The sequence below is a fragment of the Streptomyces sp. NPDC029151 genome (genome assembly GCF_055564315.1).
This window is the reverse complement of record NZ_JBVHWQ010000016.1, coordinates 69,049-93,711: the sequence shown is the minus strand read 5'-3', so window position 1 is coordinate 93,711 and position 24,663 is coordinate 69,049. Positions and strand designations below refer to the sequence as shown.

The window sequence follows — 24,663 nt, the reverse complement described above, 5'->3', positions numbered from 1 at the left end:
GTGCCACGGAGCAAGGGACCAGCTCTGCTGGCCGTCGTCGCCTTGCTGATCAGCACAGTCGGTGACGAGGTGGCCCTGGTGGCGCTCGCCCTGCGCGGTGCCGACCGTACCGGGCTCACCTCGGTGGTGTCGGCCCAGATGCTCGCCGGTCTGGTGCCCGGGATCGCCCTGGGCGGGCCGATCGGGCGGATCGTCGACCGGTTCCGGCTCGACGTCGTCCTGGGCGTGACGCTGGCACTGGAGTGCCTCATCGCGACGGCCGCCGCCGGCTTCGCGAACGGACCGGTGCTCCTCATCGCCACCATGCTGTTCCTCGGGGCCCTGGGCGCCGTCGCCCAGACGTGCGTGATGGCTCTCGTCCCACGGCTGTTCCCCGCTTCCGAGGCGCAGTTGCGGATCAACGGTGTCATGGAGTCGACCAGGAACGCGGGTTACATCGTCGGCCCGCTGCTGGTGGGTCTGCTCACCGCGCACGGTGGCACCGGACTGGCACTGGCGGTCGACGCCGGTACCTTCGCCTTCGCCCTGCTGGCGGTGCCGGTGATCACCCACTGGCTGTCCGCCATGCCCGCGCCGCCCTCGCCGGCGGCCGACACCCCCTCTCCGCCCGCCGAAGCGGCCAAGGGCGGTCTGCGGGCCGGTCTGTCCCTGCTCTGGGCGGGAGCCCAGCGGCGGACCGCACTCGCCACCATCGTCGTCACCGTGGCCTCGACCTCCGTCGTCAACGTCCTGATGCCGTTCTTCGCTCATGAGATTCCGGGCGGGACCGCTTCCTACGGCATCGTGCTGGCCACCTGGAGCGTGGGCCTGGTCGTAGGACCGTTCGTGCTGCGCGGCAGGCTCGGCAGCCTGCCCACCGCCGTCGTCGCGGTCGGCGCCGCCGCGGTCATCGGGCTCAGCTATCTGGTGACCGCCGCATATCTCGTCCTCCCCGTGATGCTGGCGGCCTCGCTCTGCGGCGGCATGGCCAACGCGGTGCAGAACGTGGCGCTGCGGACCCATGTCATGGCCGACTGCCCGCAGGAGGTGCGCGGCCGCGTCGGTGCCGCCTACGGCGCGACGCTGCAGAGCGCGGTGGCCGTGGGCTTCTCTCTGGCCGGGCTCGCCCCTGCCGACGGGGCCCGCTGGGGCATCCTCGCCGGAGGTGCCGTCGCCTTCGTCGTGGGCTCGGCCGGCTGGCTCCGGACACGGGCGCTGGCCGCCCCGGCCCCGGCTGACGCCCGCGTGTCCGTCCCTCCTCGACAGGCTTCGGAGGCAGAAGCGTCGTGACCCGCCAGCGGATCCTCCTCGATCCCGTCCTGCCCCGGTTCTGCGCCCAGACCGGGGCCTCCCTGCCGCTCGCCTGGGAGCTGGCCTGGTCGCGGCAGGACCGGGCCCAGGGCACCGTGCTCAGCCTGACGCCACCGCCCGCTCCCCGGGAGACCGACCGCCTCGTCTGGCCGCGCCGGCTGCCCCCCGGCACGGGGCTGCGCCTGCCCAGGAACGTGCGGACCGAGGAGACGCCCGTGCCCTTCGTGCGCGACGGCGGCCCCGTGACCGCACTCTTCGGCCCGGACCTCCCCGCGTTCGCGGAGGTGCCCCGGCCGGTGGGGGAACTCCTGGTGCGGGGCGCGTCCGTGACCGCGGTGCGCGACCGGTGGGTGACGTCCGAGGAGGCGGTGGACCACCTCCTGGTGGACCACTTCCTGGTGGGACTGCTGCGACTGGGGCTGCTGCACGCCGATCCCTCCCCCGTAGCCGTACGGCCGGGACCGGGCGGCCGGCTTCTGGTCCAGGAGGCCTGGACGGAGGCTGTGGAACGGGACCAGGGGGTCTACTTCCTCGCCAGTGTCCCCACCGGCAACTTCCTCAAGGTGGGCGCGGCCGCGCTCCGGCTGTGGCAGTGCGCCGGACACGGGGACGGGATCCCCGCCGGCTCACTGCCCGCGCCACTGACCGACGCGGCGGACCGGATGCTGTCCGCCGGCCTGCTCCGGGCCGTCGCTCCCGAGTGACGACAGACGGGAGCAGGCCGAAGAGAGGATGACCCATGACTGACCCGACGTCCGAAGCGCTGACCGGTCTGACTCGTCCGGGAATGGGAACGGAGAACGCCGGTCCCGCCTTGCGGGCACTGACCAGGATGGTGCGTCCGCGCACGGTGGTCGAGGTGGGTGCCGGCTCATCGACACTGCACCTTCTCCTCGGACTGCGCGACGCACGCGCCGAGGCGGCTCAGGACCGGCGCATCATCGACGGCGAGACCGTGGCGCACGAACGGGCCTCGGTCCTGCACCCCCGTTCCGCCGTCGCGGACTACACGCCGAAGCTGCTCGTCGTCGACGACATCTCCGTGCCGGGCACCTCCGCGGACCGGGTGCGGGAGGCGGCCCGGGATCTCGGCCTCGACGACATGCTGACCTTCATCGAGCGCGACTTCTTCGCACTGACGGACGAGGAACTCGACGGCTGGGGCCCGCTGGATCTGGTCTGGCTCGACGCCGGCACACAAGGCGACGACGCGGCGTTCCTCACCTCCCTCTGGCCCCGTGTGGCCCCCGGCGGCACGGTCGTCCTGCACGAGCCGTACCTGGCCACCACCGTCGAGACGTCCGACCAGCGGGGGGACACCCGGGTGGCGGCCCGGATCGTGCCGACACCGCTGCTGCAGGAGCTTCGCCGCCAGGCTGCCGCACCGGACAGCGGGATGGACGTCCTCGCCCTCAACGAGCCGCACAAGCACCGCCAGACGGGCCTGTTGTTGCTGCGCAAGCACGGGGCCTGGGAGCGTGACAGGGGCGCGTCGTTCGCCGAGGAGCTGAAGGCGCTGGGCGAGACGGGCTCCACCGAGCCACCTCGACTGGGCGGCCCGCCGTACACCCGGCCGAGGAGCGGCGGGGAAGACCGTGCGGACCGCGTCCTCGCCGCGTTGGCCGACGCGACCCGCCGCTCGGTCTACAGCGCCGTGGTCCTGCGCGCTGACACCGCCCAGGGCGTCGGCGAGCGCCTGGGCATGTCCTCCGAGCGCATCGCGAAAGCGCTCGTTGCCCTTGAGAGGGCCGGACTCGTCACGCACACGGAAAGCGGCTGGGCGCCGGCCGACGACGTCTGGCGGGAGGCGTCACCCCGCCGTGCGAAGCCGCCGGCGCCGACGACGATCCCCGCCAAACGCGGCAAGCGGAGGGTGTTCCTGGAGAACGTGGTGCAGCTCTTCGAACCCCGCCGGCGCTACCCGGAGGTCGCGGTCAACAACCTGTTGCGCGAGGTCCACCCGGATGTGGCCGCGCTACGGCGTTACCTGGTGGAAGAGCAACTGCTCGCCCGCGCCGACGGGCAGTACTGGCGTCCGTGGCACCCGGCCCCGCCCCGGCAGGCGGGATCACGGCACCCCCAGCTCGAACAGCGCATACCCCGCGTACGAGCCGGAGGCCAGGGCCGCGATGGTCAGCAGGGTGTACTGGACGGGCAGGCTCAGGCGGCGCATGGCGACCGCGAGGGGGAGGAACAGGGGGAAACAGGGGAGCAGGTAGCGGGAGATGTTGGCGACGATCTGCTGGCTGCCGAGGACCAGGGCCAGGGTGAGGACGGTGTAGAGGACCAGTACCGCCGGCGGGCGCAGCCGTAGCAGCAGGGGGAGCAGGGCGCAGGCGAGCAGGATGACGCCGACCGAGATGACGTCCGCGAAGGGGTACGCGAAGAGGTAGTCGAACTTGCCCACGGGGACGGAGGTCAGTACGTCCCAGGTCTGCTTGCCGTAGTCGAACCGGTGCGCCCAGGCGCCCGACTGGAGCTTGAAGTAGCCGCCGAGGTCGCCCATCTCGTTGCCGACCCAGAGCAGGTAGCCGAGCAGCCCCAGCGGGGCCAGGGCCATGGCGAGCAGCGGGCGCAGCGCGCCGTCCTCGCGGCGGCGCAGGGAGAGCAGCGCGGCCACGCCGAGCGCGGCGATCAGCGCGGCGGCCGTGGGCCGGTTGAGGCCGGCCGCGAAGGTGAGCACCCCGGCGGTGAGCCAGCGGCGGGTGAGGATGGCGTGGCAGGCCCAGGCGGCCAGGGCCACGTAGAGGGAGTCGGAGTAGACCGCCCACTCCACGCCGGAGCCCGGCCACACCGCCCAGAGCCCGGCCGCCGCGAGCCCGGCCCGCCGGCCGCCGAAGCGCTCGGCGACGGCGTAGACGCCGAGGGCGGCGGCGAAGGAGGCGAGGATCGAGACCAGCAGCCCGGCGCCGTAGGAGCCGAGGCCGGTGACCGTGGAGGTCAGCCGGATCAGGGCCGGGTACAGCGGGAAGAACGCCGCCGAGTTGCCCTCCAGCGTGATCAGGCCGGTGGCGCCCGGGACGGGGACGAGTTTCGGGTCGTACCCGTGCACCGCGATCTGCTGGTACCACCAGCCGTCCCAGGTGGCCAGCACGTCCCAGGCGTGCGCTCCGCCGCCGAACCGGGGGTGCTTGGCGCGGTAGTCCCCGGCGGAGGACAGCAGGTACAGGAAGGAGCAGAAACCGGCCAGCTTCAGCGTGCCGAACATGGCGAGCACGGGCCCGTGCCGGCGGGCGGCGGCCCGCAGCCGGGAGCCGGACGCGGAGCCGGGGGCGGCGGGGCGTATGTGGGGCAGGGTCGCGGTCACCGGACCACCGGCCGCGGCCGGCGGCGCGCCAGGGTGCGCCGCATCCGGGCGATCCCGCGCAGGTCCGCGAGCGCGGTGGCGAGGATGTCGACGCTGCTGTCCGGGTCGTCGACCCAGTCCACCGGCACCTCGTGGATCCTCAGGCCCGCCCGCTCGGCGAGCACCAGCAGTTCGGTGTCGAAGAACCACTCCCCGTCCCGCACCAGCGGCAGCAGCCGCTCGGCGGTCTCCCGCCGGACCGCCTTGAAACCGCACTGGGCGTCGGAGAACCCGACGGCGAGCGTGCACCGCAGCAGCACGTTGTAGCAGCGGGATATGACCTCGCGCTTGGTCCCGCGCACCACCCGCGCGCCGGGCGCCAGCCGGGTGCCGATGGCCAGGTCGGAGTGGCCCGAGATCAGCGGGGCGACCAGCGGCAGCAGCGCGGCCAGCCCGGTGGACAGGTCCACGTCGAGGTAGGCCAGCACGGGCGCCCGGGACCCGGACCAGGCGGCCCTCAGGGCCCGGCCGCGGCCCTTCTGGGGCAGCCGCAGCGAGGTCACCTCCGGGAGTTCGGCAGCCAGCCGGGCGGCGATGGCCGGGGTGCGGTCGGTGCTCGCGTTGTCGGCGATCGTGATGCGGAACGGGTAGGGGAAGGTGTCCCGCAGGTGCGTGTGCAGCCGCCGGACGTTGGGCTCCAGGTCCTTCTCCTCGTTGAACACCGGCACGGCCACGTCCAGGACGGGCTCCCCGTCCGCGGCCGCGGACGCCCGCAGCGGGGTGCGCCGGGGCGCCGGGGCCGTGGCCGGGGCCTGGGGCCGGCCCGGCCTGCTCGATCGGCTCGGTCGGATGTATGTCACGTGGTTCCCCGTGTGGTCTTGTGTGTCGGGCGTGCCGAGGCAGGCGCGGGCGGGAGGGACGGAGCCGGCTAGCCGCTCGCGCTCACCGCGGACGAGGGTTCGTCCGACGGTTCGGCGGGCGCGCTCACCGAGGCAGTGGCCGGCGGTGTGGTGCTGTCGTGGCGGGCGGTGGCGGTGGCCGGTGGCGGCGCGTGGGTGGCGGTGGCCGGAGCGCGGGTGGTCGCGGGCGGCTCGGGGGTGACCGAGGCCCCGTCGGGTGGCGCGGTGGCCGTCCGTGTCGAGGAGGTCGAGGAGGTCGAGTAGGTCGAGGACGGCGAGGACGGCGGCGCGCTCGGCGACAGGGTCGGCGACTCGGTCGGCGGACTGCTCGGCGTCGGTGCCGGGCTGACCATGGGCCGTGGCGCGCTGGGGCGGTCGACGGTGTGGCCGTGCGGCCACAGGAACAGGCCGAGGCCGAGCCCGGCCACCGCCAGCACGGAGCCGGCCGTCCGGCGCGCGGTGCGCACCCGGCGCCGGGCCCGCACCCCCGCGCGCAGCGCCTCCCGGTGCCGGGCCTCGAAGGGCGCCGGCTGCCGGTCCTGCTGCAGGAGCTGCGTCAGCTGCCGCTCGAAGTGATCCATGACTCCTCCCTCACCCCACCGGCTCGATGACGTCGGCCAGGAGCCGGCGCAGCCGGGCCACCCCGCGCGCGGCATGGGACCGGGCCGTGCCCACCGGGCAGCCCAGGGTCTCCGCGACCTGCCGGTCGGGCAGGTCCTGGTAGTAGCGCAGGACCACGGCGGCCCGCTGCTGCGGTGTCAGCTGGGCGAGCGCCGCCTCCAGCCGGGACCGCTCGGCCACGGTCGCCGACATGTCGCCGGCCGCGGCCACCTCCGGCAGCTGCTCCACGGGTCGCTCGCCCCACCAGCGCCGCCGGGCCGAACGCGCCGCGGCCCGCGCCAGCACCTTGCGCACGTAGGCCTCCGGCGCCTCGTCGGCGACCTTCGGCCAGACGAACCACAGTTTGACCAAGGACTCCTGCAACAGGTCCTCGGCGCGGTGCCGGTCCCCTCCGGTGAGCAGACGGGCGAGATGGAACAACACCGACCAGCGGGCCGCCACGAACGCGTCGTACTCACCGGCCCTGGTCTGCTCCATTCCCACGGTCCCCGTTCTCGCCGGCTGTCTACACCAGGAGAAAGGCCTTTGACCCCCGTCGGCGCTGCACTCGGCGGGCGTGATCCGCGTCACGCACGGGTGTCACCCGGACTCACGCCACCCGCAGCAGCAGCACCGTCCGCGCCGGAACCGTGATCTCCACCCCCGCCGGGTGCACCGTACCCGGCGGTTCGTCCTGTTCCTCCGACGAGGTGTCCACGACCACCTCGTACCGCCCCGCCCAGGGCGGCCCGGGCAGCACGAAGCCGGTCGGCCCGTCGCCCGCGTGCAGCACCGCGAGGAAGCTGTCGTCCACCACCGGCGCGCCCCGCTCGTCGCGGCCGGGGATGTCCCGCCCGGACAGGTACATGCCGAGCGTGGCGGCGGGCGCGTACCAGTCCGCCTCGGTCATCTCCGCACCCCGCGCGGTGAACCAGGCCAGGTCCCGCAGCCCGTCCGCGGTCTGCGCGCGGCCGGAGAAGAAGGCCCGCCGGCGCAGCACCGGATGCCGGTGGCGCAGCGCGATCAGACGCGAGGTCAGCTCGCACAGCGCCCGCCAGCCGGGCTCCTCCAGCAGCGACCAGTCCAGCCAGCCGATCTCGTTGTCCTGGCAGTAGGCGTTGTTGTTGCCGCGCTGGGTGCGGCCCAGTTCGTCGCCCGCGACCAGCATGGGCACACCGGTGGACAGCAGCAGGGTGGTCAGCAGGTTCCGCAGCTGCCGGCGGCGCAGGGCCCGTACGTCCTCGTCGTCGGTCTCGCCCTCGGCGCCGCAGTTCCAGGAGCGGTTGTCGTCGGTGCCGTCCCGGTTGTTCTCGCCGTTGGCCTCGTTGTGCTTGGTCTGGTACGACACCAGGTCGCGCAGGGTGAAGCCGTCGTGCGCGGTGACGAAGTTGACGGAGGCGTACGGGCGCCGGCCGCCCCAGGCGTACAGGTCGCTGGAGCCGGACAGGCGGTAGCCCATCTCCCGCACGTCGGGCAGGGCGTGCCGCCAGAAGTCCCGCACCGTGTTGCGGTAGCGGTCGTTCCACTCGGTCCACAGCGGCGGGAAGGCACCCACCTGGTAGCCGCCGGAGCCGATGTCCCACGGCTCGGCGATCAGCTTCACCCGGCGCAGCACCGGGTCCTGGGCGATGACGGCCAGGAACGGGGAGAGCATGTCGACGTCGTGCATCGAGCGGGCCAGCGCCGCCGCGAGGTCGAAGCGGAAGCCGTCCACGCCCATCTCGGTCACCCAGTAGCGCAGCGAGTCGGTGATCAGGCGCAGCACCTGGGGCTGGACGACGTGCAGGGTGTTGCCGCAGCCGGTGTAGTCGGCGTACCGGCGGGCGTCGCCCTGGAGCCGGTAGTAGCCGCGGTTGTCGATGCCCTTCAGGGACAGCGTCGGCCCCAGCTCGCCCGCCTCCGCGGTGTGGTTGTAGACCACGTCGAGGATCACCTCGATGCCGGCCGCGTGCAGCGCGCGCACCATCCGCTTGAACTCGCCGACCTGCCCCCCGGTCGTACCGGAGGCCGCGTAGGCCGCGTGCGGGGCGAAGTAGCCGATGGAGTTGTAGCCCCAGTAGTTGCGCAGGCCCCGGCGCAGGAGGTGGTCCTCGTGCGCGAACTGGTGGACGGGCAGCAGTTCGACGGCCGTGACGCCCAGTCTCACCAAGTGCTCGATCGCGGCCGGGTGCGCGAGCCCCGCGTAGGTGCCGCGCAGCTCCTCGGGTATGTCCGGGTGCAGCCGGGTGAAGCCGCGCACGTGCAGTTCGTAGATGACCGAGTCCGCCCAGGGAGTCTTGGGCCGGCGGTCGTCCGACCAGTCGTCGTCGTCGTGGACGACGACGCCCTTCGGGACGTACGGCGCCGAGTCCCGCTCGTCGCGCACGGTGTCGGCGACCGACTGGTCCGGCCAGTCCCTCACGTGCCCGTACACCTCCGGCGGAAGCCGGAACTCCCCGTCCACCGCGCGCGCGTACGGGTCGAGCAGCAGCTTCGCCGGGTTCCAGCGGGCGCCGGTCCACGGGTCCCAGCGGCCGTCCACCCGGTAGCCGTACCGCTGCCCGGGCATCACGCCCGGCACGAAGCCGTGCCAGATCTCGTGCGTCAGTTCGGTCAGCGGGATCCGCGTCTCCCGGCCGTGCTCGTCGTAGAGGCACACCCGGACCGCCTCCGCACCGGCCGCCCACAGCGCGAAGTTGGTGCCCGCGACCCCGTCCGGGCCGACCCGGAACCGGGCCCCCAGCGGGGTCGGCGTGCCCGGCCACACGGCCGGGACGGGGGGAACGGCCCGCCGGGCGCCCCTCGCCGCCGCCGGTTGCCCGCTCCCGGCGGCCGGCTCCCCGGCCGGCGCCCGCTGCTCGGCTGCGCTCGTCACTGTCGGCCCCTCTTCTCAGTGGCGCGCCAGCGGTCGGCCCCACCGGGAAGCCGGGAGCGCACCCGCGCGGCGCCCCGGCCGCCGGTACGGCTGCGCCCCGACGGCTCGTGTCGGACCGGGCGAGCCTCCCACTGGCTCAGGCTCGCCCGGCCTGTCGTCCTTCCCTCTGTTCTGCCCACCGCGTGGCTCGCACTCACGTTTCCCCGGAGCGGGCGCCGTCGTTGAGTCTCGCGTGAGGCACGCAACTGGACGCGCACGGCGCGCGGGGGCCGCGCTGGCCGCCGTACTGACATGGGCGGGGCTGCTCGCGGGCTGCTCCGCGGACGGCCCGGGCCCGCTGGGCATGGGCGGGACACTGGGCGAGCCGCCGCCCCCCGAGGACGTCATCCGGGTGACCCCCGACGACGGCAGCAAGGCCGTACGCCCCGGCGACCGGCTGCTGGTCCGGGTGCCCGGCGGACGGCTGGAGAAGGTCACCGTGGTGAAGTCGCAGGACGCCCAGGACTCCCCGGTCCCCGGGCGGATCGGCGAGGACGGGCTGACCTGGCGGCCGGACGAGGACCGGCTGGCGCTGGCCGCGAAGTACACCGTCGACGTGGTCGCGCTGGACTCCCACGGCCGCCGCTCGGCCCGGCACACCACCTTCACCACCTACGTCCCCGACCAGCGGTTCATCGCCTACGTCAGCCCGGAGAACCGGGCCACCGTCGGCACCGGCATGATCGTCTCGCTCTCCTTCAGCCAGGAGATCACCGACCGCGCCGCCGTGGAACGCGCCGTCCGCGTCAGCGCCCGGCCCCCGGTCGAGATCCGGCCGCACTGGTTCGGCAAGGGGCGCCTGGACTTCCGCCCCGAGCGCTACTGGAAGCCCGGCACCGAGGTCACCGTCGACCTGGGCCTGCGGGACGTCGAGGGCTCCCGCGGTGTCTACGGCCTGCAGGACAAGACGTTCTCCTTCACCGTCGGCCGCAGCCAGGTCTCCCTGGTCGACGCGGCCGAGCACACCATGGAGGTGCGGCGCGACGGGCAGCTCCTGGCCACCGTCCCCGTCACCGCGGGCGCGCCCAAGCACCCGACGTACAACGGGAAGATGGTGGTGATGGACATGCTGGAGGTCACCCGCATGAACAGCCAGACGGTCGGCCTCGGCGCCGAGTACGACATCCCCGACGTGCCGCACGCCATGAAGCTCACCGACTCCGGGACCTTCCTGCACGGCAACTACTGGGCCCCGGACGCCCCCGGACAGGTCAACATCAGCCACGGCTGCGTGGGTCTGAGGGACGTCAAGGGCGGCGGCTCGGACACCCCGGCCGGCTGGTTCTTCGACCGCAGCCTCGTCGGGGACGTCGTCGAGGTGGTGAACAGCAAGGACAAGACGGTCGCCCCGGACAACGGCCTCGGGGGGTGGAACATGGGCTGGAAGGAGTGGAAAGCGGGCAGCGCGGTGAAGTAACCAGGTGAGGGATGGGGGGCGGAGCGCGGGTGCCGGGCGGAAGTTGCGACGGAACGGTGACCTATGCCTGACACCTCGCTCGAAATCCGGCAGTTAATATGCGCGCACCGAAGTGGTGGGGAGCGGGCCTGAGCAGGGCCCGGCGAGGGGAGAACAACTTGAACATGCGGCCTGTGGCGGGGGCGTCGGCTCGGGGGCGGCGAGGCCGTAGGGGACTGGCGGTCATAGCCGGCGCCCTGGTGCTGACGCTCACCGCGTGCGGCGGAGGGGACGACTCGGGGTCCGGTTCCGGGGACGGCAAGGGCAAGGGCGGCGGCCGGAAGGACGGGCAGTCCTCGGCCGCCGTCAGCATCGCGCCCAGGTCCGGGGCGACCGGTGTCGACACCAGCGGCGCGCTCAAGGTCAGCGTGGCCCGGGGCAGGCTGACCGAGGTCACCGTCAAGGACGCCAAGGGCACGAAGGTCGACGGCGCCCTCACCGGCGGCGGCTCCTCCTGGACGCCGTCGACCCATCTGGCCGCGGCCACCAAGTACACGGTGCACGCGGTCGCCAAGGACTCCGAGGGCCGCGAGGCCGCCGAGGACGCCAGCTTCACCACGCTCACGCCGAAGAACACCTTCGTCGGCTACTTCACGCCCGAGGACGGCTCCACCGTCGGCGTCGGGATGCCGTTCTCCATACGCTTCACCCGCGGCATCACCAGCCCGGAGGCGGTCGAGAAGGCCGTCCGCATCAGGACCGAGCCGGCCGTCGACGTCGAGGGCCACTGGTTCGGCAACGACCGCCTGGACTTCCGCCCCGAGAAGTACTGGAAGGCCGGCACCAAGGTCACCGTCGACCTCGACCTGGACGGCGTCGAGGGCCGCGACGGCGTCTACGGCAAGCAGCGCAAGACCGTGAAGTTCACCATCGGCCGCAACCAGGTCTCCGTCGTGGACGCCAAGAAGCACACGATGAAGGTCACCCAGGACGGCAAGGTCGTCAAGACCCTCCCGGTCACCACCGGCAAGCCCGGCTACGAGACCTGGAACGGCCAGATGGTCATGAGCGAGAAGCTCGCCGTCACCCGGATGAACGGCGAGACCGTCGGCTACGGCGGCGAGTACGACATCAAGGACGTCCCGCACGCCATCCGCCTCACCACCTCCGGCACCTTTGTCCACGGCAACTACTGGGGCGGCGGCGCCTTCGGCAACTACAACGCCAGCCACGGCTGCGTCGGCCTGCGCGACGTGCGCGGCGGCTACGACGGCTCCGTCCCGGCCGCCTGGTTCTTCAACCACTCGATGGTCGGTGACGTGGTGGTCGTCAAGAACTCCCACGACGCCACGGTGGCCCCGGACAACGGCCTCAACGGCTGGAACATGTCGTGGGCGGCCTGGAAGAAGTGAGCCCCGTCCGACGTACGGGCCCGGTGCTGTGACCTACGGCACCGGGCCCCGTGCCGTTAGTCCCCGTTAACCTGCCTCCATGACCGTCACTCTCGAAGTCGCCGAAGGCGTCGGCACCCTGCGGCTGGACCGGCCGCCGATGAACGCGCTGGACATCGCCACCCAGGACCGGCTGAAAGAGCTGGCCGCGGAGGCCACGGACCGCGACGACGTACGCGCCGTGGTGATCTACGGCGGTGAGCGGGTGTTCGCGGCGGGCGCGGACATCAAGGAGATGCAGAACATGGACCACGCCGCGATGGTCCGCCGCTCCCGCGCCCTGCAGGACTCCTTCACCGCCGTGGCCCGCATCCCCAAGCCCGTCGTGGCCGCCATCACCGGCTACGCGCTCGGCGGCGGCTGCGAGCTGGCCCTGTGCGCCGACTACCGCATCGCCGCCGACAACGCCAAGCTCGGCCAGCCCGAGATCCTGCTCGGCCTGATCCCGGGTGCCGGCGGCACCCAGCGGCTGCCCCGGCTGATCGGCCCCTCCAAGGCCAAGGACCTCATCTTCACGGGCCGTCAGGTCAAGGCCGACGAGGCCCTCGCCATCGGCCTGGTGGACCGGGTCGTGCCGGCCGCCGAGGTGTACGAGCAGGCGCACGCCTGGGCCGCGAGGCTCGCCCAGGGCCCGGCGATCGCGCTGCGCGCGGCGAAGGAGTCCGTCGACACCGGTCTGGAGGCCGACATCGACACCGGGCTCGCCGTCGAACGGAACTGGTTCGCGGGCCTGTTCGCCACCGAGGACCGCGAGCGGGGCATGCGCAGCTTCGTGGAGGAGGGGCCGGGCAAGGCCAAGTTCGTCTAGGGCTGCCTGGCTGAAAGCCTCGCCGAACTCCGGTGCGGTGCCTTGCAGTTGACGCGTCGTCTCATTCGGGTCCCTCGATGGAGCGGTTTATGGGAGCCTTAAGGCAACCTTAAGCCTGCTGTGTCGAGGGAGTCCGTCGATTGCCGGAGAGTGAGCCGTCGCCGCAGGTCAGCAGGGTCGCACCGGACATCGACATGTCTGCGGCATATGCCGACGGGCAGGTGCGGAAGGGGGGCGTGCGGGGGGCGTATTCCTCCGGAACGGCCCCCAAGGCCGCTCCGGACGGCCATCATGGGGGCATGGCGGGGCTGGAGGGCATCGAACAGCCGCGGGGACACAGCCGTGCAGCCGCGGCGCGCTGGTCGCCCGCGGTCGAGGACGAACAGGCGCTCGAAGCGCTCGAACTGTTCGGCAACCCGACGGAGGCGGAGGTGCCGCTGCCGTCCCGCCCCGAGTCCGCCGCCACCGCCCGCCGGCTCGCCCAGGTCGTCGTCCTGCGTACCTGGCGGCTCACCCCCAAGCTGGCCGAGGACGCCGTCTTACTGGTCTCCGAACTCGTCGGCAACGCCGTGCGGCACACCGGCGCCCGCGTCTTCGGCCTCCGGATGCGCCGGCGCCCCGGCTGGATCCGGGTCGAGGTCCGCGACCCCTCGCGCGGGCTGCCCTGTCTGATGCCGGTCCAGGAACTCGACGTCAGCGGACGCGGACTCTTCCTGGTGGACAAGCTCTCCGACCGCTGGGGCGCCGACCTGCTGCCGCGGGGCAAGACGACGTGGTTCGAGATGAGGGTCGCGGACCGCTAGCCGCGCCCGGGGTGCTCCCGCACGACCCGACGCCCTGGCATACCGGGCTAATCTCCGCTTTTCTCGCCACATCACCCTTAAATGGTGCGTGTGACCTCCACCCACCGCCGTGAAGTGCTGCGCGCCGGCGCCGGGATCGTGGCCGGCGGTGCCCTCGCCACCGGGTGCGGCACCGGCCGGGCCGCCGCTCCGCCCGCCCCGGCCTCCGCCTCCCGCCCGCCCTCGCCCTCCGCGTCCCCGCCGGCGGCCCCCGCCCCCCGGGCCTACCCCGGCCACCCCGCCCAGATCACCCACGGCCCCCGCACCCGCCCCCAGGTGGCCCTCACCTTCCACGGCCAGGGCGACCCCGCCGTCGCCCGCACGCTGCTCACGACGGCCGAGCGGTACGGCGCCCGGCTCACCGTGCTCGCCATCGGCAGCTGGCTGGACGAGCACCCGGACCTCGCCCGCCGCATCCTCGACGGCGGCCACGACCTCGGCAACCACACCCAGCGGCACATCGGCGTCAACTCCCTGCCCGAGGCGGAGGCCCGCCGGGAGATCACCGACTGCGCCGAACGGCTGAAGCGGCTCACCGGCTCCATCGGCACCTGGTTCCGGCCCTCCCGCGCCCCGTCCGCCTCCCCGCTCGTCGCCCGGCTGGCCCGCGCCGCCGGCTACCCGCACGTGCTGTCGTACGACGTCGACTCCCTCGACTACACCCGCCCCGGCGCCGCCGCCGTCACCCGGGAGGTCCTCGCCGGCGTGCGCGACGGATCGGTGGTGAGCCTGCACTTCGGCTACCCGGACACCGTCGCCGCCCTCCCCGACGTCCTGACCGAACTCGGCCGCCGCGGACTGCGCGCGGTCACCACCACGGAGCTGCTGAGCTGATGCGAACCACGAAAGCCGCCCGCCTGCTGGCCGCCGCTGCCGCCGTCACCGCCCTGACCCTGCTCTCCGCGTGCGGCGGTGGCAGCGGGGGCCACGAGAGCGAGGCCCTCGGCAGCAAGGCGCCGGTCCGGCCGCAGGTGAAGAAGCCGCAGGTGAACGTGTTGCCCGGAATGCCACCGGTCGAGGACCCGAAGGACCTGTACGCCGCCGACCGGCCGAACCGGCTCTCGCCCGTGGTCCGGGACTTCCCCACCCGGGTGTACGTCCCCAACACCAACTCCGACACCGTCACCGTCATCGACCCCGCGACCTACCGGGTCGTCGAGACCATCAAGGTCGGCCGCCAGCCGCAGCACGTCGTGCCGTCCTGGGACCTGAAGACCCTCTGGGTCAACAACGACCTCGGCAACAGCCTCACCCCGATCGACCCGCGGACCGGCAGGGCCGGCGCACCGGTCGAGGTGCACGACCCGTACAACCTGTACTTCACACCCGACGGCAGGTACGCCGTCGTCATGGCCTCCATGGACCGCCAGCTGGTCTTCCGGGACGCGCACACCATGAAGGTCGTCAAGGCGGTCCCGGTCAGCTGCTACGGCGTCAACCACGCCGACTTCTCCGTCGACGGCCGCTACTTCATCGTCTCCTGCGAGTTCAGCGGCGAGATCCTCAAGGTCGACACGGCCGGGATGAAGGTCGTCGCCCAGGAGAAGCTGCCGCTGCGCGGCGCGATGCCGCAGGACGTCAAGATCTCCCCGGACGGCAAGCTCTTCTACATCGCCGACATGATGGCCCACGGCGTGTGGATCCTGGACGGCGACCGGTTCACCCGGCCCCGGTTCCTGGCCACCGGGAAGGGCGCCCACGGCCTCTACGTCAGCCGCGACTCCCGCGAGATGTACATCTCCAACCGCGGCGAGGGCACCATCTCGGTCTTCGACTTCACGCAGAACCGGCTCACCAGGAAGTGGCACCTGCCCGGCGGCGGCAGCCCCGACATGGGCGGTGTCTCCGCCGACGGCAGGATCCTGTGGCTGTCCGGCCGCTACAACTCCGAGGTGTACGCCATCGACACCCGCACCGGCGCCCAGCTGGCCCGCATCAAGGTCGGCAGCGGCCCGCACGGGCTCGCCGTCTACCCCCAGCCCGGCCGCTACTCACTGGGGCACACCGGCATCTTCCGCTGAAGCAGCAGCTCCGCCCCCACCGGACGGTACCCGGCCCCCTGGAACGCCCGCAGGCTGCGGGCGTTCCCCGGGGAGACCTGCGCCCACAGCGGCTCGGCGGCGAGGTGCCGGGCCGCGGTCACCAGCAGCCGTCCGAGCCCCGGCGCGCAGCGCTCGTCCACCTCGACCGACACCTCCAGCCGCCCGGCGACCCCGCGTCCCATGACCAGCACCCCGCCGTCCGCCTCCCAGACCCGCACGTCGTCGCGCCGGCACCGGGCGTAGCGCGCCCTGGGATGCCGGGCGTCGCGCAGCTCCGTCAGCGCGAGCGGCGGACCGCCCGGCAGCGGGGCGCCCACCAGGACCGCGTCGATGGTGTCGGCCCGGCGGCCGGTCCGCTCCATGAGGGCCGTCAGGAACCACGGGTTCATCGTGGCCGCCAGCGGATCGCAGTCCAGGCCGGCCAGGGTCGCGCGGATCCACGCCGGGTCCTCGTCGGTGAAGATCACGGTGTGCGCGGTGAACGACATCACCCCGGCGTCCCGCGGCGAGGGCTGCGGCAGGACCGTCGTAGCGCCGTCCGGCGGCGGGAAGACCCCGGCCGCCGCCGCGTCGAGAACGTCCCGCAAGCTCTCCAAGGCCCACTCCTTGAGTCTCCACCCACTGGAAGGCCCAGACTCGCAGACATGATCGACGACGGCACCGGACTTCTCACCATCGGCGAGCTGGCCCGCGCCACCGGACTGACCGTGCGCACCATCCGCTACTGGTCCGACGAGGGCGTGCTCGTCCCCGTGACCCGGTCGGCCGGCGGCTACCGGCTCTACGACGCCGGGTGCGTCGCCCGCCTGGAGCTGATCCACACCCTGCGCGAGCTGGGCCTCGGCCTTCAGGACGTGCGCGGGGTGCTGGCGGGGGAGCGGACCGTGGCGCAGGTCGCGGCCACCCACGTGGCCGCCCTGGACGCGCAGATCCGGTCGCTCAGGGTGACCCGTGCGGTGCTGTCGACCGTGGCGCGACGCGGTTCGTCCGCAGAGGAGATGACGCTCGTGAACAAGCTGGCGCGGCTGTCCGCCGCCGAACGGCAGCGGATCATGGAGGAGTTCGTGGCCGAGACGCTGCACGGACTGGACACCGTGGACCCCGACGTCCGGGAGCGGATCCGGCGCACCGCCGTCCACCTGGCGGAGGACCCCGCGCCGGAGGAGGTCGACGCCTGGGTGGAGCTGGCCGAGATGCTCCAGGACCCGGGGTTCCGGGCGCAGATGCGCCGGGCCGTCGAGTTCAACGCGGCCGACCGGCGGCCCGGTGAGCCGCGCGGGCGGTCCCTGTGGTTCGCCAAGCGGCTCGTGGAACTGGTGGCACCCGCCCGCGAGCGCGGCATCGGCCCCACGGGCCCCGGAGCGGAGGAGGTGCTGCACGAGCTCTTCGGGGACGCCGACCGCGCCGAGGCGCTGGAGCGCATGACGGCCGGCTTCGACGAGCGCGTGGCCCGCTACCGGGAACTGCTCGCCGTGGTCAACCGGCAGCCCGCTCCACCGCACGCCGAGGACTTCGCCTGGGTGGTCGCCGCACTCCGTGCTCACGCGGGCCGTTAATCTGACCAGCGTCAGTACGCCAGCACGGCATGAGAAACACGAACAAAAGGGGCGGATCGGTGGCGGACATCGAGGAAGCACGCAAGCAGTTCCAGCGGATCGACGCGGACGGTGACGGATTCATCACCGCAGCGGAGTTCAAGTCCGCCCTGGCGCAGCAAGGTGACTGGAACGTCACCGAGACGGTCGCGGAGGCCATCATCAAGTCCCGTGACCTCAACGGCGACAAGGTGCTGTCGTTCGACGAGTTCTGGGCCTACCTGAACAAGTGACCCGATGACGAAGGGGGTGCCCGCGCCGAACGGCCCGGGCACCCCCTTCGTCGCGCCGTCACCGCACGCGGCCCGCGCCCTTCCGCGCGGCGGCACGGAGTGCCCGGTGCCCGCCTCGCCCGTCCGGGGGTGCGGCGGAATAGTCCCGGCCGCGGAGGGGTTGTCGCGGGGGACAGAAGCATGCACACGCATGGATTACCCGGAAGGTCAGCCATGAAGATCGGCATCATCGGCGCGGGGAACATCGGCGGCAACCTGACCCGGCGGCTCACCGCCCTCGGCCACGACGTCTCCGTCGCCAACTCCCGCGGCCCCGAGACGCTCCGCGAACTGGCCGAGGAGACCGGCGCCACCGCGGTCCCGGCCGAGGAGGCGGCAGAGGGCGCCGAGGTCGTGATCGTCACCGTCCCCCTGAAGGCCGTCCCCGACCTCCCCTCCGGTCTGCTGGACGGCGCGGCCGAGGGGGTCGCGGTGATCGACACGGGCAACTACTACCCGCAGCGCGACGGCCGCATCGCCGCCATCGAGGACGAGGGCCTCACCGAGAGCCGCTGGACCGAGCAGCACCTTGGTCACCCCGTGATCAAGGCCTTCAACGGCACCTACGCCCAGGACATCCTGGACCGCCCCCGCCCCGCCGGCGACCCCGACCGCATGGCCCTCCCCGTCGCCGGCGACGACGAGACCGCCAAGCGCACGGTCCGCGCCCTGATCGACGAACTGGGCTTTGACACGGTCGACGCCGGCACCCTCGCCGACTCCTGGCGCCAGCAGCCCGGCACCCCGGTCTACGGCCTGCGCGCCGGCACGTCCGCCGTGGAGAAGGCCCTGGCGGAAGCCACCCCGGAACGGCCCGCGGACTTCCGGGCCTGAACCACGCCCGCCCTCCGGGCCCGGTGGTCCCGCCCGGGCCCTACGGCGTGGCCCAGTCGCGCAGGTCGTCCTCCTCGGCGAAGTGCGCCACGTCCTTGTCGTGGGGATCGCTGGTGTACTGGTGGAACCGCCACTTCGCCTGGATGCGCGGCTTGCCGGCGCTGACGTAGTCGGCGATCCACAGGCCGTCCCCGGCGTAGGAGGTGGTGTCGACGTTCAGCCAGAAGTGGCGGTTGCAGTAGAGCACGACCCGGTTGTGCGGTCGCAACTCCTTGAGTCTGCGGATGAAGCGGTCCTTCTCCGCGTTGCTCGCGTGGGTGCCCTCGCCGGTGGTTTCCCAGTCGACGGCGAGGAGGTCGCCGCGGCGGTCGGGGGCGTGGTCGAGGAAGTGCTCGGCCTGGGCGGTGAGGTTGCCGGGCCACAGGAAGTGGTAGAAGCCGACGACCAGGCCCGCGTCGCGGGCGCGCTTGGTCTGCGCCGCGAGTTTCGGGTTGACGTACGAACGGCCCTCCGTCGCCTTGACGAAGACGAAGGAGAGGCCGCCCGTCCCGTAGGAGGAGGACTGGAAGGCGCTCACGTCGATGCCATGCAGCATGTGAAGGTTGTCCCCCGTGAGCGCCCGTCCGGAACCTCAGCTCCGGGTGGTCACCGAACTCAGCACCGACGCCGGCTTCGCCGACCAGTCCGAGGTGATCAGGCTCGCGTGGTCCCTGGCCAACAGGGCCAGGCGCGCGGCGACTTCGGCGTCCGTCGGATTGGTGGAGGAGATCGCCGGGGACACGTTGTGGGCGTCCGTGGCGATCAGGATGTAGTGGTTCCGGGAGTAGAACGAGGTGTCGTAGCCGTTGTTCACGTAACTGGCCGCGTCACCGTCGAAGAACACGAACCAGGGGCGGATCGAGGCGTCGTAGCGGCTCGTGCGCGGGTCGCCGTTCTCGGCGCCGAGCACGGCCGGGAAGGCCTGGGCCGAGGAGATGCGGCCGGCCGCGTACAGATCGCGCAGATGGTCGCCGTACTCCTCGTCCGTCCAGTAGCTGTCGAACGGGTTGGACTGCTCCACCGTGCCCGGGATCAGGTCGAAGAGGAACTTGCCCCGGAGGGAGTCACGGTCGGGCCACGCGTCGGCCTTCGCCGCCGCGTCCAGCGTGCTGTACGTCCCGCCGAGCAGGTCGGCCGGCTTGTAGACGCTGCCGCCCAGCTTCTGGGCGACCAGGGTGTCGAACTCGTCCGGTCCGAGGCCGCCCTTGTCGTTGAAGCCGACCTTCATCTCGACCTTGACGAGGATCGGCGGGTGGTCGGGGTGGAGCTGGTTCCACGCGGCCATGTTGTCCAGGCAGCTGCCGAGGTCCTGGTTGCGGCTCTTGCCGTACAGCTCGCCCGGGGTCTTCGCCGCCTCGCAGTTGTTGTCGTTGCCCAGCGGGTTGCTGTGGCTGACCCGCCACCGGTGGCTGATGCTGTCGACGTAGACGTCCAGCTCCAGCAGTGAGGCACCGGAGTCCAAGGCCTGGGCGAAGTACGGGTACTTGGTCTTCTCGTACGCGTTGTGCGTCCCGATGGCCGTCGTCCCGGAGAACTTCGGCGACGCCGCGTGGGCGTTGCCCGGTGCCACCGCCAGCAGAGCGGCGGCGCCCGCGAGCGCCGCCAGCCGTCTCAATCCACGCATGCGCCAACTTCCCTCGGTAGGAGCACAATTGGCGGCAGCGTACGGGTGTGTGGTTATCGCACGGTAGCCCCATGGGGAACATCCGCCGGGAGGGCGGGGCGAGGCTCCCGATCCGGACGGTCTGGTGATTCGAGGCTTGACGAGCGCTTGGCATGCGCATGCTCAACAGGGGTGAAGCGGCGCGGCCCACCCAGGCCCGGCGCCCACCTCCCGTTTCCTCCACCCCACAAGGAGACATGGTGTCACGACTACGAAGACTCCCCCTGGCGACGCTGGCGCTGGTCACGGCCGCCGCAGGCCTCGCGGCGCTCCCCGCGAGCGCCGAAGCGGCCTCCCCGCACCCCCGTACGGCGGCTGCCCCGGCCGCGGCCGCGCCCGACATCGACGTCACCAGGGTCCAGGCGCACCTCACCGAGCTCAATGCCATAGCGAGCCGCAACGGCGGCAACCGCAGATCGACCGGCCAGGGCTACCGCGACTCCGTCGCGTACGTGAAGGGCAAGCTCCAGGCGGCCGGTTACACCGTCACCGAGCAGGCCTGCACCTCCGGCTGCTCCAGCGGCGCCGGGCCCAACCTGATCGCCGAGTGGCCCTACGGCGACGCCTCGAAGGTGTACATGTTCGGCTCCCACCTGGACAGCGTCTCCGCCGGACCCGGCATCAACGACAACGGCTCCGGCAGCGCCACCCTCCTGGAGGTGGCGCTGAAGCTCGCCGAGACCCGCCCCTCGATGGCGGCCCGGGTCCGCTTCGGCTGGTGGACCGACGAGGAGGCCGGCCTCAACGGCTCGGACTTCTACGTCCGCTCCCTCACCTCCGCCCAGCGCTCGGCGATCAAGGCGTACTACAACTTCGACATGGTCGCCTCGCCCAACGGCGGTTACTTCATCAACCACCTCACCTCCGCCGCCGCCGCGCCGATGAAGGCGTACTGGGACTCGCTGAACCTCCAGCCCGAGGAGAACACCGAGGGCGCGGGCCGCTCCGACGACTACTCGTTCGAGAACTACTCCATCCCGACCTCCGGCTACGCCATGGGCGCGAGCGCCCGCAAGACCTCGGCACAGGCGGCCAAGTGGGGCGGCACGGCGGGCGCCGCCTACGACGGCTGCTACCACTCCTCCTGCGACACCACCGCCAACATCAACGCCACCGGCCTGAACCGCAGCGCCGACGGCGTCGCCTACACGCTGTGGAAGCAGGCGGTCTCCGACACCACCCCGGCGAACGACTTCTCGCTCTCGGCGAGCCCCGCCACGGGCAGCACCGACCCGGGCACCTCGCTGACCACCACGGTCTCCACGGCCACCACCAGCGGCTCGGCGCAGACGGTGACCCTGTCCGCCTCGGGTGCCCCCTCGGGCGTCACGGTCGCCTTCAGCCCGGCCTCGGTGACCTCGGGGGCCTCCTCCACGGCGACGGTCTCCGTCGGCTCCTCCGTGCCGCCCGGCACGTACAACCTCACGATCACCGGCACCGGTACCACCACGCACACCACGCCGTACACCCTGACCGTCAAGGGCCCGGGCGGCTGCACCGCGGCGCAGGTGATCTCCAACGGCGGCTTCGAGAACGGCACGGCGCCGTGGACCGGTGACACCGGCGCGATCGGCGCGTTCAGCGGCCAGTCCGCGCACTCCGGCACCCGGTACGCGTGGCTGGCGGGCTACGGCCACGCGGCCACCGACACCGTCAACCAGACGGTGACCGTCCCGTCCGGCTGCACGAAGGCCACCCTGAGGTACTGGCTGCACATCGACACCGACGAGTCCGGCGCGACGGTGTACGACACCTTCCAGGTCAAGGTCGACGGAACCGTGAAGCAGACGTACTCCAACGTCGACGCGGCCACGGGTTACACCGAACGCACCCTCGACCTCGGCCAGTACCTGGGCCGGCAGATCACGCTGAGCTTCACCGCCACCGAGGACTCCGGACTCCAGACGAGCTTCGTCGTCGACGACGCCACGCTGACGACCGGCTGACCCGCCCACGAGACGGCGCGGGGGAGGCGGATCCCCGGATCCGCCTCCCCCGTGAGGACTTCGCCGTGCGCCGGCCCGGCCGGGCTAGCACTCGATGATGTTCACCGCGAGCCCGCCCCGCGCCGTCTCCTTGTACTTCACGCTCATGTCCGCGCCGGTGTCCTTCATCGTCTTGATGACCTTGTCCAGGGACACCTTGTGCGAGCCGTCGCCGCGCATCGCCATCTTCGCGGCGGTGACCGCCTTCACCGCGGCCATGCCGTTGCGCTCGATGCACGGGATCTGGACCAGGCCGCCGACCGGGTCGCAGGTCAGGCCGAGGTTGTGCTCCATGCCGATCTCGGCCGCGTTCTCCACCTGCTCGGGGGAGCCGCCGAGCACCTCGGCGAGCGCGCCCGCCGCCATGGAGCAGGCCGAGCCGACCTCGCCCTGGCAGCCGACCTCGGCGCCGGAGATGGACGCGTTCTCCTTGAAGAGCATGCCGATCGCGCCCGCGGCCAGCAGGAAGCGGACCACACCCTCCTCGTCGGCGCCCGGCACGAAGTTGATGTAGTAGTGCAGGACCGCCGGGATGATGCCGGCCGCGCCGTTGGTGGGCGCCGTCACCACCCGGCCGCCGGCCGCGTTCTCCTCGTTCACGGCCATCGCGTAGAGCGTGATCCACTCCATGGCGTGCGCCAGCGGCTCGCCCTCGGCGCGCAGCTGGCGGGCCGAGACGGCCGCGCGGCGGCGGACCTTCAGACCGCCGGGCAGGATGCCCTCACGGGACATGCCCCGCTGCACGCACTCGCGCATCACCCGCCAGATCTCCAGCAGGCCCGCGCGGATCTCCTCCTCGGAGCGCCAGGCCCGCTCGTTCTCCAGCATCAGCGAGGAGATCGACAGGCCCGTCTCCTTCGTCAGGCGCAGCAGCTCATCACCCGTGCGGAACGGGTACTTCAGGACCGTGTCGTCCAGCTTGATCCGGTCCGCGCCCACCGCGTCCTCGTCGACGACGAAGCCGCCGCCGACCGAGTAGTACGTCTTGGAGAGCAGCTCGGCGCCGTCGGCGTCGTACGCCCACAGCGTCATGCCGTTGGCGTGGTACGGCAGGGCCTTGCGGCGGTGCAGCACCAGATCCCGGTCGAAGTCGAAGGCGATCTCGTGCTCGCCCAGGAGCCTGATCCTGCCGTCGGTCCTGATCGCCTCCACCCGCGCGTCCGCCGTCTCCACGTCCACCGTGCGCGGCGAGTCGCCGGCCAGGCCGAGCAGGACGGCCTTCGGGGTCCCGTGACCGTGTCCGGTCGCGCCCAGGGAGCCGTACAGCTCCGTGCGGACGGAGGCGGCCTTCTCCAGAAGGCCCTCGTTGCGCAGGCGGCGGGCGAACATCCGCGCCGCCCGCATCGGGCCGACCGTGTGGGAGCTGGACGGGCCGATGCCGATCGAGAACAGGTCGAAGACCGAGATGGCCACGGTCACTCCTCAAGACAACAGGGGGGTGGCGGGGCACCCTCGTACGGGTGCCCCACCGGGGGATTACTTGTTCAGACCCGGGTACAGCGGGTGCTTGTCGGCGAGCGCCTTCACGCGCGCCTTGAGGGCCTCGGCGTCGGCCGCCCCGAAGGGGGACGGCGCCTTCAGCGCCTCCGCGATCACGTCCGCGACCTCGGCGAAGTCCTCGGCCGTGAAGCCGCGGGTCGCCAGGGCCGGCGTACCGATGCGCAGACCCGAGGTGACCATCGGCGGCCGCGGGTCGTTCGGGACGGCGTTGCGGTTGACCGTGATGCCGACCTCGTGGAGACGGTCCTCGGCCTGCTGCCCGTCCAGCTCCGACGCACGCAGGTCCACCAGGATCAGGTGCACGTCGGTGCCGCCGGACAGCACGTTCACGCCGGCCTCGCGCGCGTCCGCAGCCGTCAGCCGCTCGGCGAGGATGCGCGCACCCTCCACCGTACGACGCTGGCGCTCCTTGAAGTCCTCCGAGGCGGCGACCTTGAAGGAGACCGCCTTGGCCGCGATCACGTGCTCCAGGGGACCGCCCTGGAAGCCCGGGAAGACGGAGGAGTTCAGCTTCTTCGCGAAGTCCTTCTTCGCGAGGATGATGCCGCCGCGCGGGCCGCCCAGCGTCTTGTGGGTGGTCGAGGTGACGACGTCCGCGTACTCCACCGGGTTCGCGTGCAGACCGGCCGCGACCAGGCCCGCGAAGTGCGCCATGTCGACCCACAGGTACGCGCCGGCCTCGTCGGCGATCCGGCGGAACTCGGCGAAGTCCAGCTCCCGCGGGTACGCCGACCAGCCCGCGATGATCACCTTCGGGCGGTGCTCCTTGGCGAGCCTCTCGACCTCGGCCATGTCGACCAGCCCGGTCTCGGCGTCCACGTGGTAGGCGACCACGTCGAACTGCTTGCCGGAGAAGTTCAGCCGCATCCCGTGGGTCAGGTGGCCGCCGTGCGCCAGGTCCAGGCCGAGGATCGTGTCCCCGGGCTGGGCCAGCGCGAACAGGGCCGCCTGGTTCGCGGAGGCACCGGAGTGGGGCTGCACGTTGGCGTACTCGGCGCCGAACAGCTCCTTGACCCGGTCGATGGCGATCTGCTCGGCGACGTCGACATGCTCGCAGCCGCCGTAGTAACGGCGGCCCGGGTAGCCCTCGGCGTACTTGTTGGTGAGGACCGAGCCCTGCGCCTCCATCACCGCGAGCGGCGCGAAGTTCTCGGAGGCGATCATCTCCAGGGTCGACTGCTGACGGTTCAGCTCGGCGTCGACCGCGGCGGCGATCTCCGGGTCCAGCTCGTGCAGGGGCGTGTTCAGAACAGTCATACGGCTACGAC

General features: G+C 72.3%; 21 protein-coding genes and 2 pseudogenes. 13 read left to right on the top strand and 10 right to left on the bottom strand.

Annotated features, from left to right (window positions below):
* The 3 genes and pseudogenes from ACZ4VF_RS36450 to ACZ4VF_RS36440 form a co-directional block, all read left to right on the top strand.
* Positions 1-1,269: an MFS transporter gene (locus tag ACZ4VF_RS36450; protein WP_467931427.1), complete on the top strand. Its 1,269-nt coding sequence runs from the start codon at positions 1-3 to the stop codon at positions 1,267-1,269.
* On the top strand, positions 1,266-1,994 hold the full coding sequence (locus tag ACZ4VF_RS36445; RefSeq protein WP_467931425.1) for a hypothetical protein: 729 nt from the start codon (positions 1,266-1,268) through the stop codon (positions 1,992-1,994). Before ACZ4VF_RS36450 ends, ACZ4VF_RS36445 begins: the two co-directional genes overlap by 4 nt.
* 35 nt (positions 1,995-2,029) lie before the next feature.
* Positions 2,030-3,313: pseudogene (locus tag ACZ4VF_RS36440) on the top strand (DUF2087 domain-containing protein); the annotation flags it as partial.
* 45 nt (positions 3,314-3,358) lie between these two features.
* Here the strand turns inward: ACZ4VF_RS36440 and ACZ4VF_RS36435 are convergent.
* The 5 genes and pseudogenes from ACZ4VF_RS36435 to glgX form a co-directional block, all read right to left on the bottom strand.
* Positions 3,359-4,597, bottom strand: a complete 1,239-nt coding sequence (locus tag ACZ4VF_RS36435) for a hypothetical protein (protein ID WP_467931423.1) — start codon at positions 4,595-4,597, stop codon at positions 3,359-3,361.
* Between the two features lie 23 nt (positions 4,598-4,620).
* A pseudogene (locus tag ACZ4VF_RS36430) lies at positions 4,621-5,352 on the bottom strand (dolichyl-phosphate beta-glucosyltransferase); the annotation flags it as partial.
* 152 nt (positions 5,353-5,504) lie between these two features.
* Positions 5,505-6,056 (bottom strand): hypothetical protein, encoded by a 552-nt coding sequence (locus tag ACZ4VF_RS36425; protein WP_467931421.1) that lies wholly within the window; start codon positions 6,054-6,056, stop codon positions 5,505-5,507.
* 10 nt (positions 6,057-6,066) lie between these two features.
* A complete protein-coding gene (locus ACZ4VF_RS36420) occupies positions 6,067-6,573 on the bottom strand; it encodes a SigE family RNA polymerase sigma factor (RefSeq protein WP_189306018.1) in 507 nt (168 codons plus the stop codon).
* A gap of 112 nt (positions 6,574-6,685) precedes the next feature.
* Positions 6,686-8,929, bottom strand: coding sequence for a glycogen debranching protein GlgX (glgX, locus tag ACZ4VF_RS36415; RefSeq protein WP_467931420.1), 2,244 nt, complete (start codon positions 8,927-8,929; stop codon positions 6,686-6,688).
* Positions 8,930-9,161: 232 nt separating this feature from the next.
* Here glgX and ACZ4VF_RS36410 point away from each other — a divergent pair, with 232 nt between their 5' ends.
* The 6 genes from ACZ4VF_RS36410 to ACZ4VF_RS36385 all read left to right on the top strand — a co-directional run bounded on the left by ACZ4VF_RS36410 (position 9,162) and on the right by ACZ4VF_RS36385 (position 15,486).
* Positions 9,162-10,385, top strand: coding sequence for a L,D-transpeptidase (locus tag ACZ4VF_RS36410; protein ID WP_467931419.1), 1,224 nt, complete (start codon positions 9,162-9,164; stop codon positions 10,383-10,385).
* Positions 10,386-10,549: 164 nt separating this feature from the next.
* Entirely contained in the window at positions 10,550-11,776 is a 1,227-nt protein-coding gene (locus tag ACZ4VF_RS36405) for a L,D-transpeptidase (protein WP_467931447.1), read from the top strand.
* A 79-nt stretch (positions 11,777-11,855) separates the two neighbouring features.
* Complete coding sequence (locus tag ACZ4VF_RS36400) at positions 11,856-12,623, top strand: enoyl-CoA hydratase/isomerase family protein (protein ID WP_467931417.1); 768 nt, start codon at positions 11,856-11,858, stop codon at positions 12,621-12,623.
* A gap of 194 nt (positions 12,624-12,817) precedes the next feature.
* Positions 12,818-13,426, top strand: a complete 609-nt coding sequence (locus ACZ4VF_RS36395; protein WP_467931416.1) for an ATP-binding protein — start codon at positions 12,818-12,820, stop codon at positions 13,424-13,426.
* A gap of 81 nt (positions 13,427-13,507) precedes the next feature.
* Positions 13,508-14,299, top strand: a complete 792-nt coding sequence (locus ACZ4VF_RS36390; RefSeq protein WP_467931414.1) for a polysaccharide deacetylase family protein — start codon at positions 13,508-13,510, stop codon at positions 14,297-14,299.
* Entirely contained in the window at positions 14,299-15,486 is a 1,188-nt protein-coding gene (locus ACZ4VF_RS36385; RefSeq protein WP_467931413.1) for a YVTN family beta-propeller repeat protein, read from the top strand. The genes ACZ4VF_RS36390 and ACZ4VF_RS36385 overlap by 1 nt, the downstream gene beginning before the upstream one ends.
* On the opposite strand, the gene ACZ4VF_RS36380 is transcribed toward ACZ4VF_RS36385, so the two are convergent.
* Positions 15,453-16,103 (bottom strand): GNAT family N-acetyltransferase, encoded by a 651-nt coding sequence (locus ACZ4VF_RS36380; protein WP_467931412.1) that lies wholly within the window; start codon positions 16,101-16,103, stop codon positions 15,453-15,455. The genes ACZ4VF_RS36385 and ACZ4VF_RS36380 overlap by 34 nt on opposite strands.
* 48 nt (positions 16,104-16,151) lie before the next feature.
* On the opposite strand from ACZ4VF_RS36380, the gene ACZ4VF_RS36375 reads away from it, so the two are divergent.
* The 3 genes from ACZ4VF_RS36375 (at position 16,152) to ACZ4VF_RS36365 (ending at position 18,208) form a co-directional block, all read left to right on the top strand.
* Complete coding sequence (locus ACZ4VF_RS36375) at positions 16,152-17,063, top strand: MerR family transcriptional regulator (protein ID WP_467931411.1); 912 nt, start codon at positions 16,152-16,154, stop codon at positions 17,061-17,063.
* A gap of 59 nt (positions 17,064-17,122) precedes the next feature.
* Positions 17,123-17,335, top strand: a complete 213-nt coding sequence (locus ACZ4VF_RS36370) for an EF-hand domain-containing protein (protein WP_190046301.1) — start codon at positions 17,123-17,125, stop codon at positions 17,333-17,335.
* A 213-nt stretch (positions 17,336-17,548) separates the two neighbouring features.
* Positions 17,549-18,208: an NADPH-dependent F420 reductase gene (locus ACZ4VF_RS36365; RefSeq protein ID WP_467931409.1), complete on the top strand. Its 660-nt coding sequence runs from the start codon at positions 17,549-17,551 to the stop codon at positions 18,206-18,208.
* 40 nt (positions 18,209-18,248) lie between these two features.
* Here ACZ4VF_RS36365 and ACZ4VF_RS36360 read toward each other — a convergent pair whose 3' ends face one another.
* Positions 18,249-18,803 (bottom strand): glycoside hydrolase family 25 protein, encoded by a 555-nt coding sequence (locus tag ACZ4VF_RS36360; RefSeq protein WP_467931408.1) that lies wholly within the window; start codon positions 18,801-18,803, stop codon positions 18,249-18,251.
* A 36-nt stretch (positions 18,804-18,839) separates the two neighbouring features.
* A complete protein-coding gene (locus ACZ4VF_RS36355) occupies positions 18,840-19,871 on the bottom strand; it encodes a phosphatidylinositol-specific phospholipase C domain-containing protein (RefSeq protein ID WP_467931407.1) in 1,032 nt (343 codons plus the stop codon).
* Between the two features lie 236 nt (positions 19,872-20,107).
* Here ACZ4VF_RS36355 and ACZ4VF_RS36350 point away from each other — a divergent pair, with 236 nt between their 5' ends.
* Positions 20,108-21,856 (top strand): M28 family metallopeptidase, encoded by a 1,749-nt coding sequence (locus ACZ4VF_RS36350; protein WP_467931405.1) that lies wholly within the window; start codon positions 20,108-20,110, stop codon positions 21,854-21,856.
* A gap of 84 nt (positions 21,857-21,940) precedes the next feature.
* Here ACZ4VF_RS36350 and ACZ4VF_RS36345 read toward each other — a convergent pair whose 3' ends face one another.
* Together ACZ4VF_RS36345 and glyA are read right to left on the bottom strand one after the other, a co-directional pair.
* A complete protein-coding gene (locus ACZ4VF_RS36345; protein ID WP_467931404.1) occupies positions 21,941-23,308 on the bottom strand; it encodes an L-serine ammonia-lyase in 1,368 nt (455 codons plus the stop codon).
* A 63-nt stretch (positions 23,309-23,371) separates the two neighbouring features.
* Positions 23,372-24,652, bottom strand: a complete 1,281-nt coding sequence (gene glyA, locus ACZ4VF_RS36340) for a serine hydroxymethyltransferase (protein ID WP_467931403.1) — start codon at positions 24,650-24,652, stop codon at positions 23,372-23,374.
* Between the last annotated feature and the right edge of the window lie 11 nt (positions 24,653-24,663).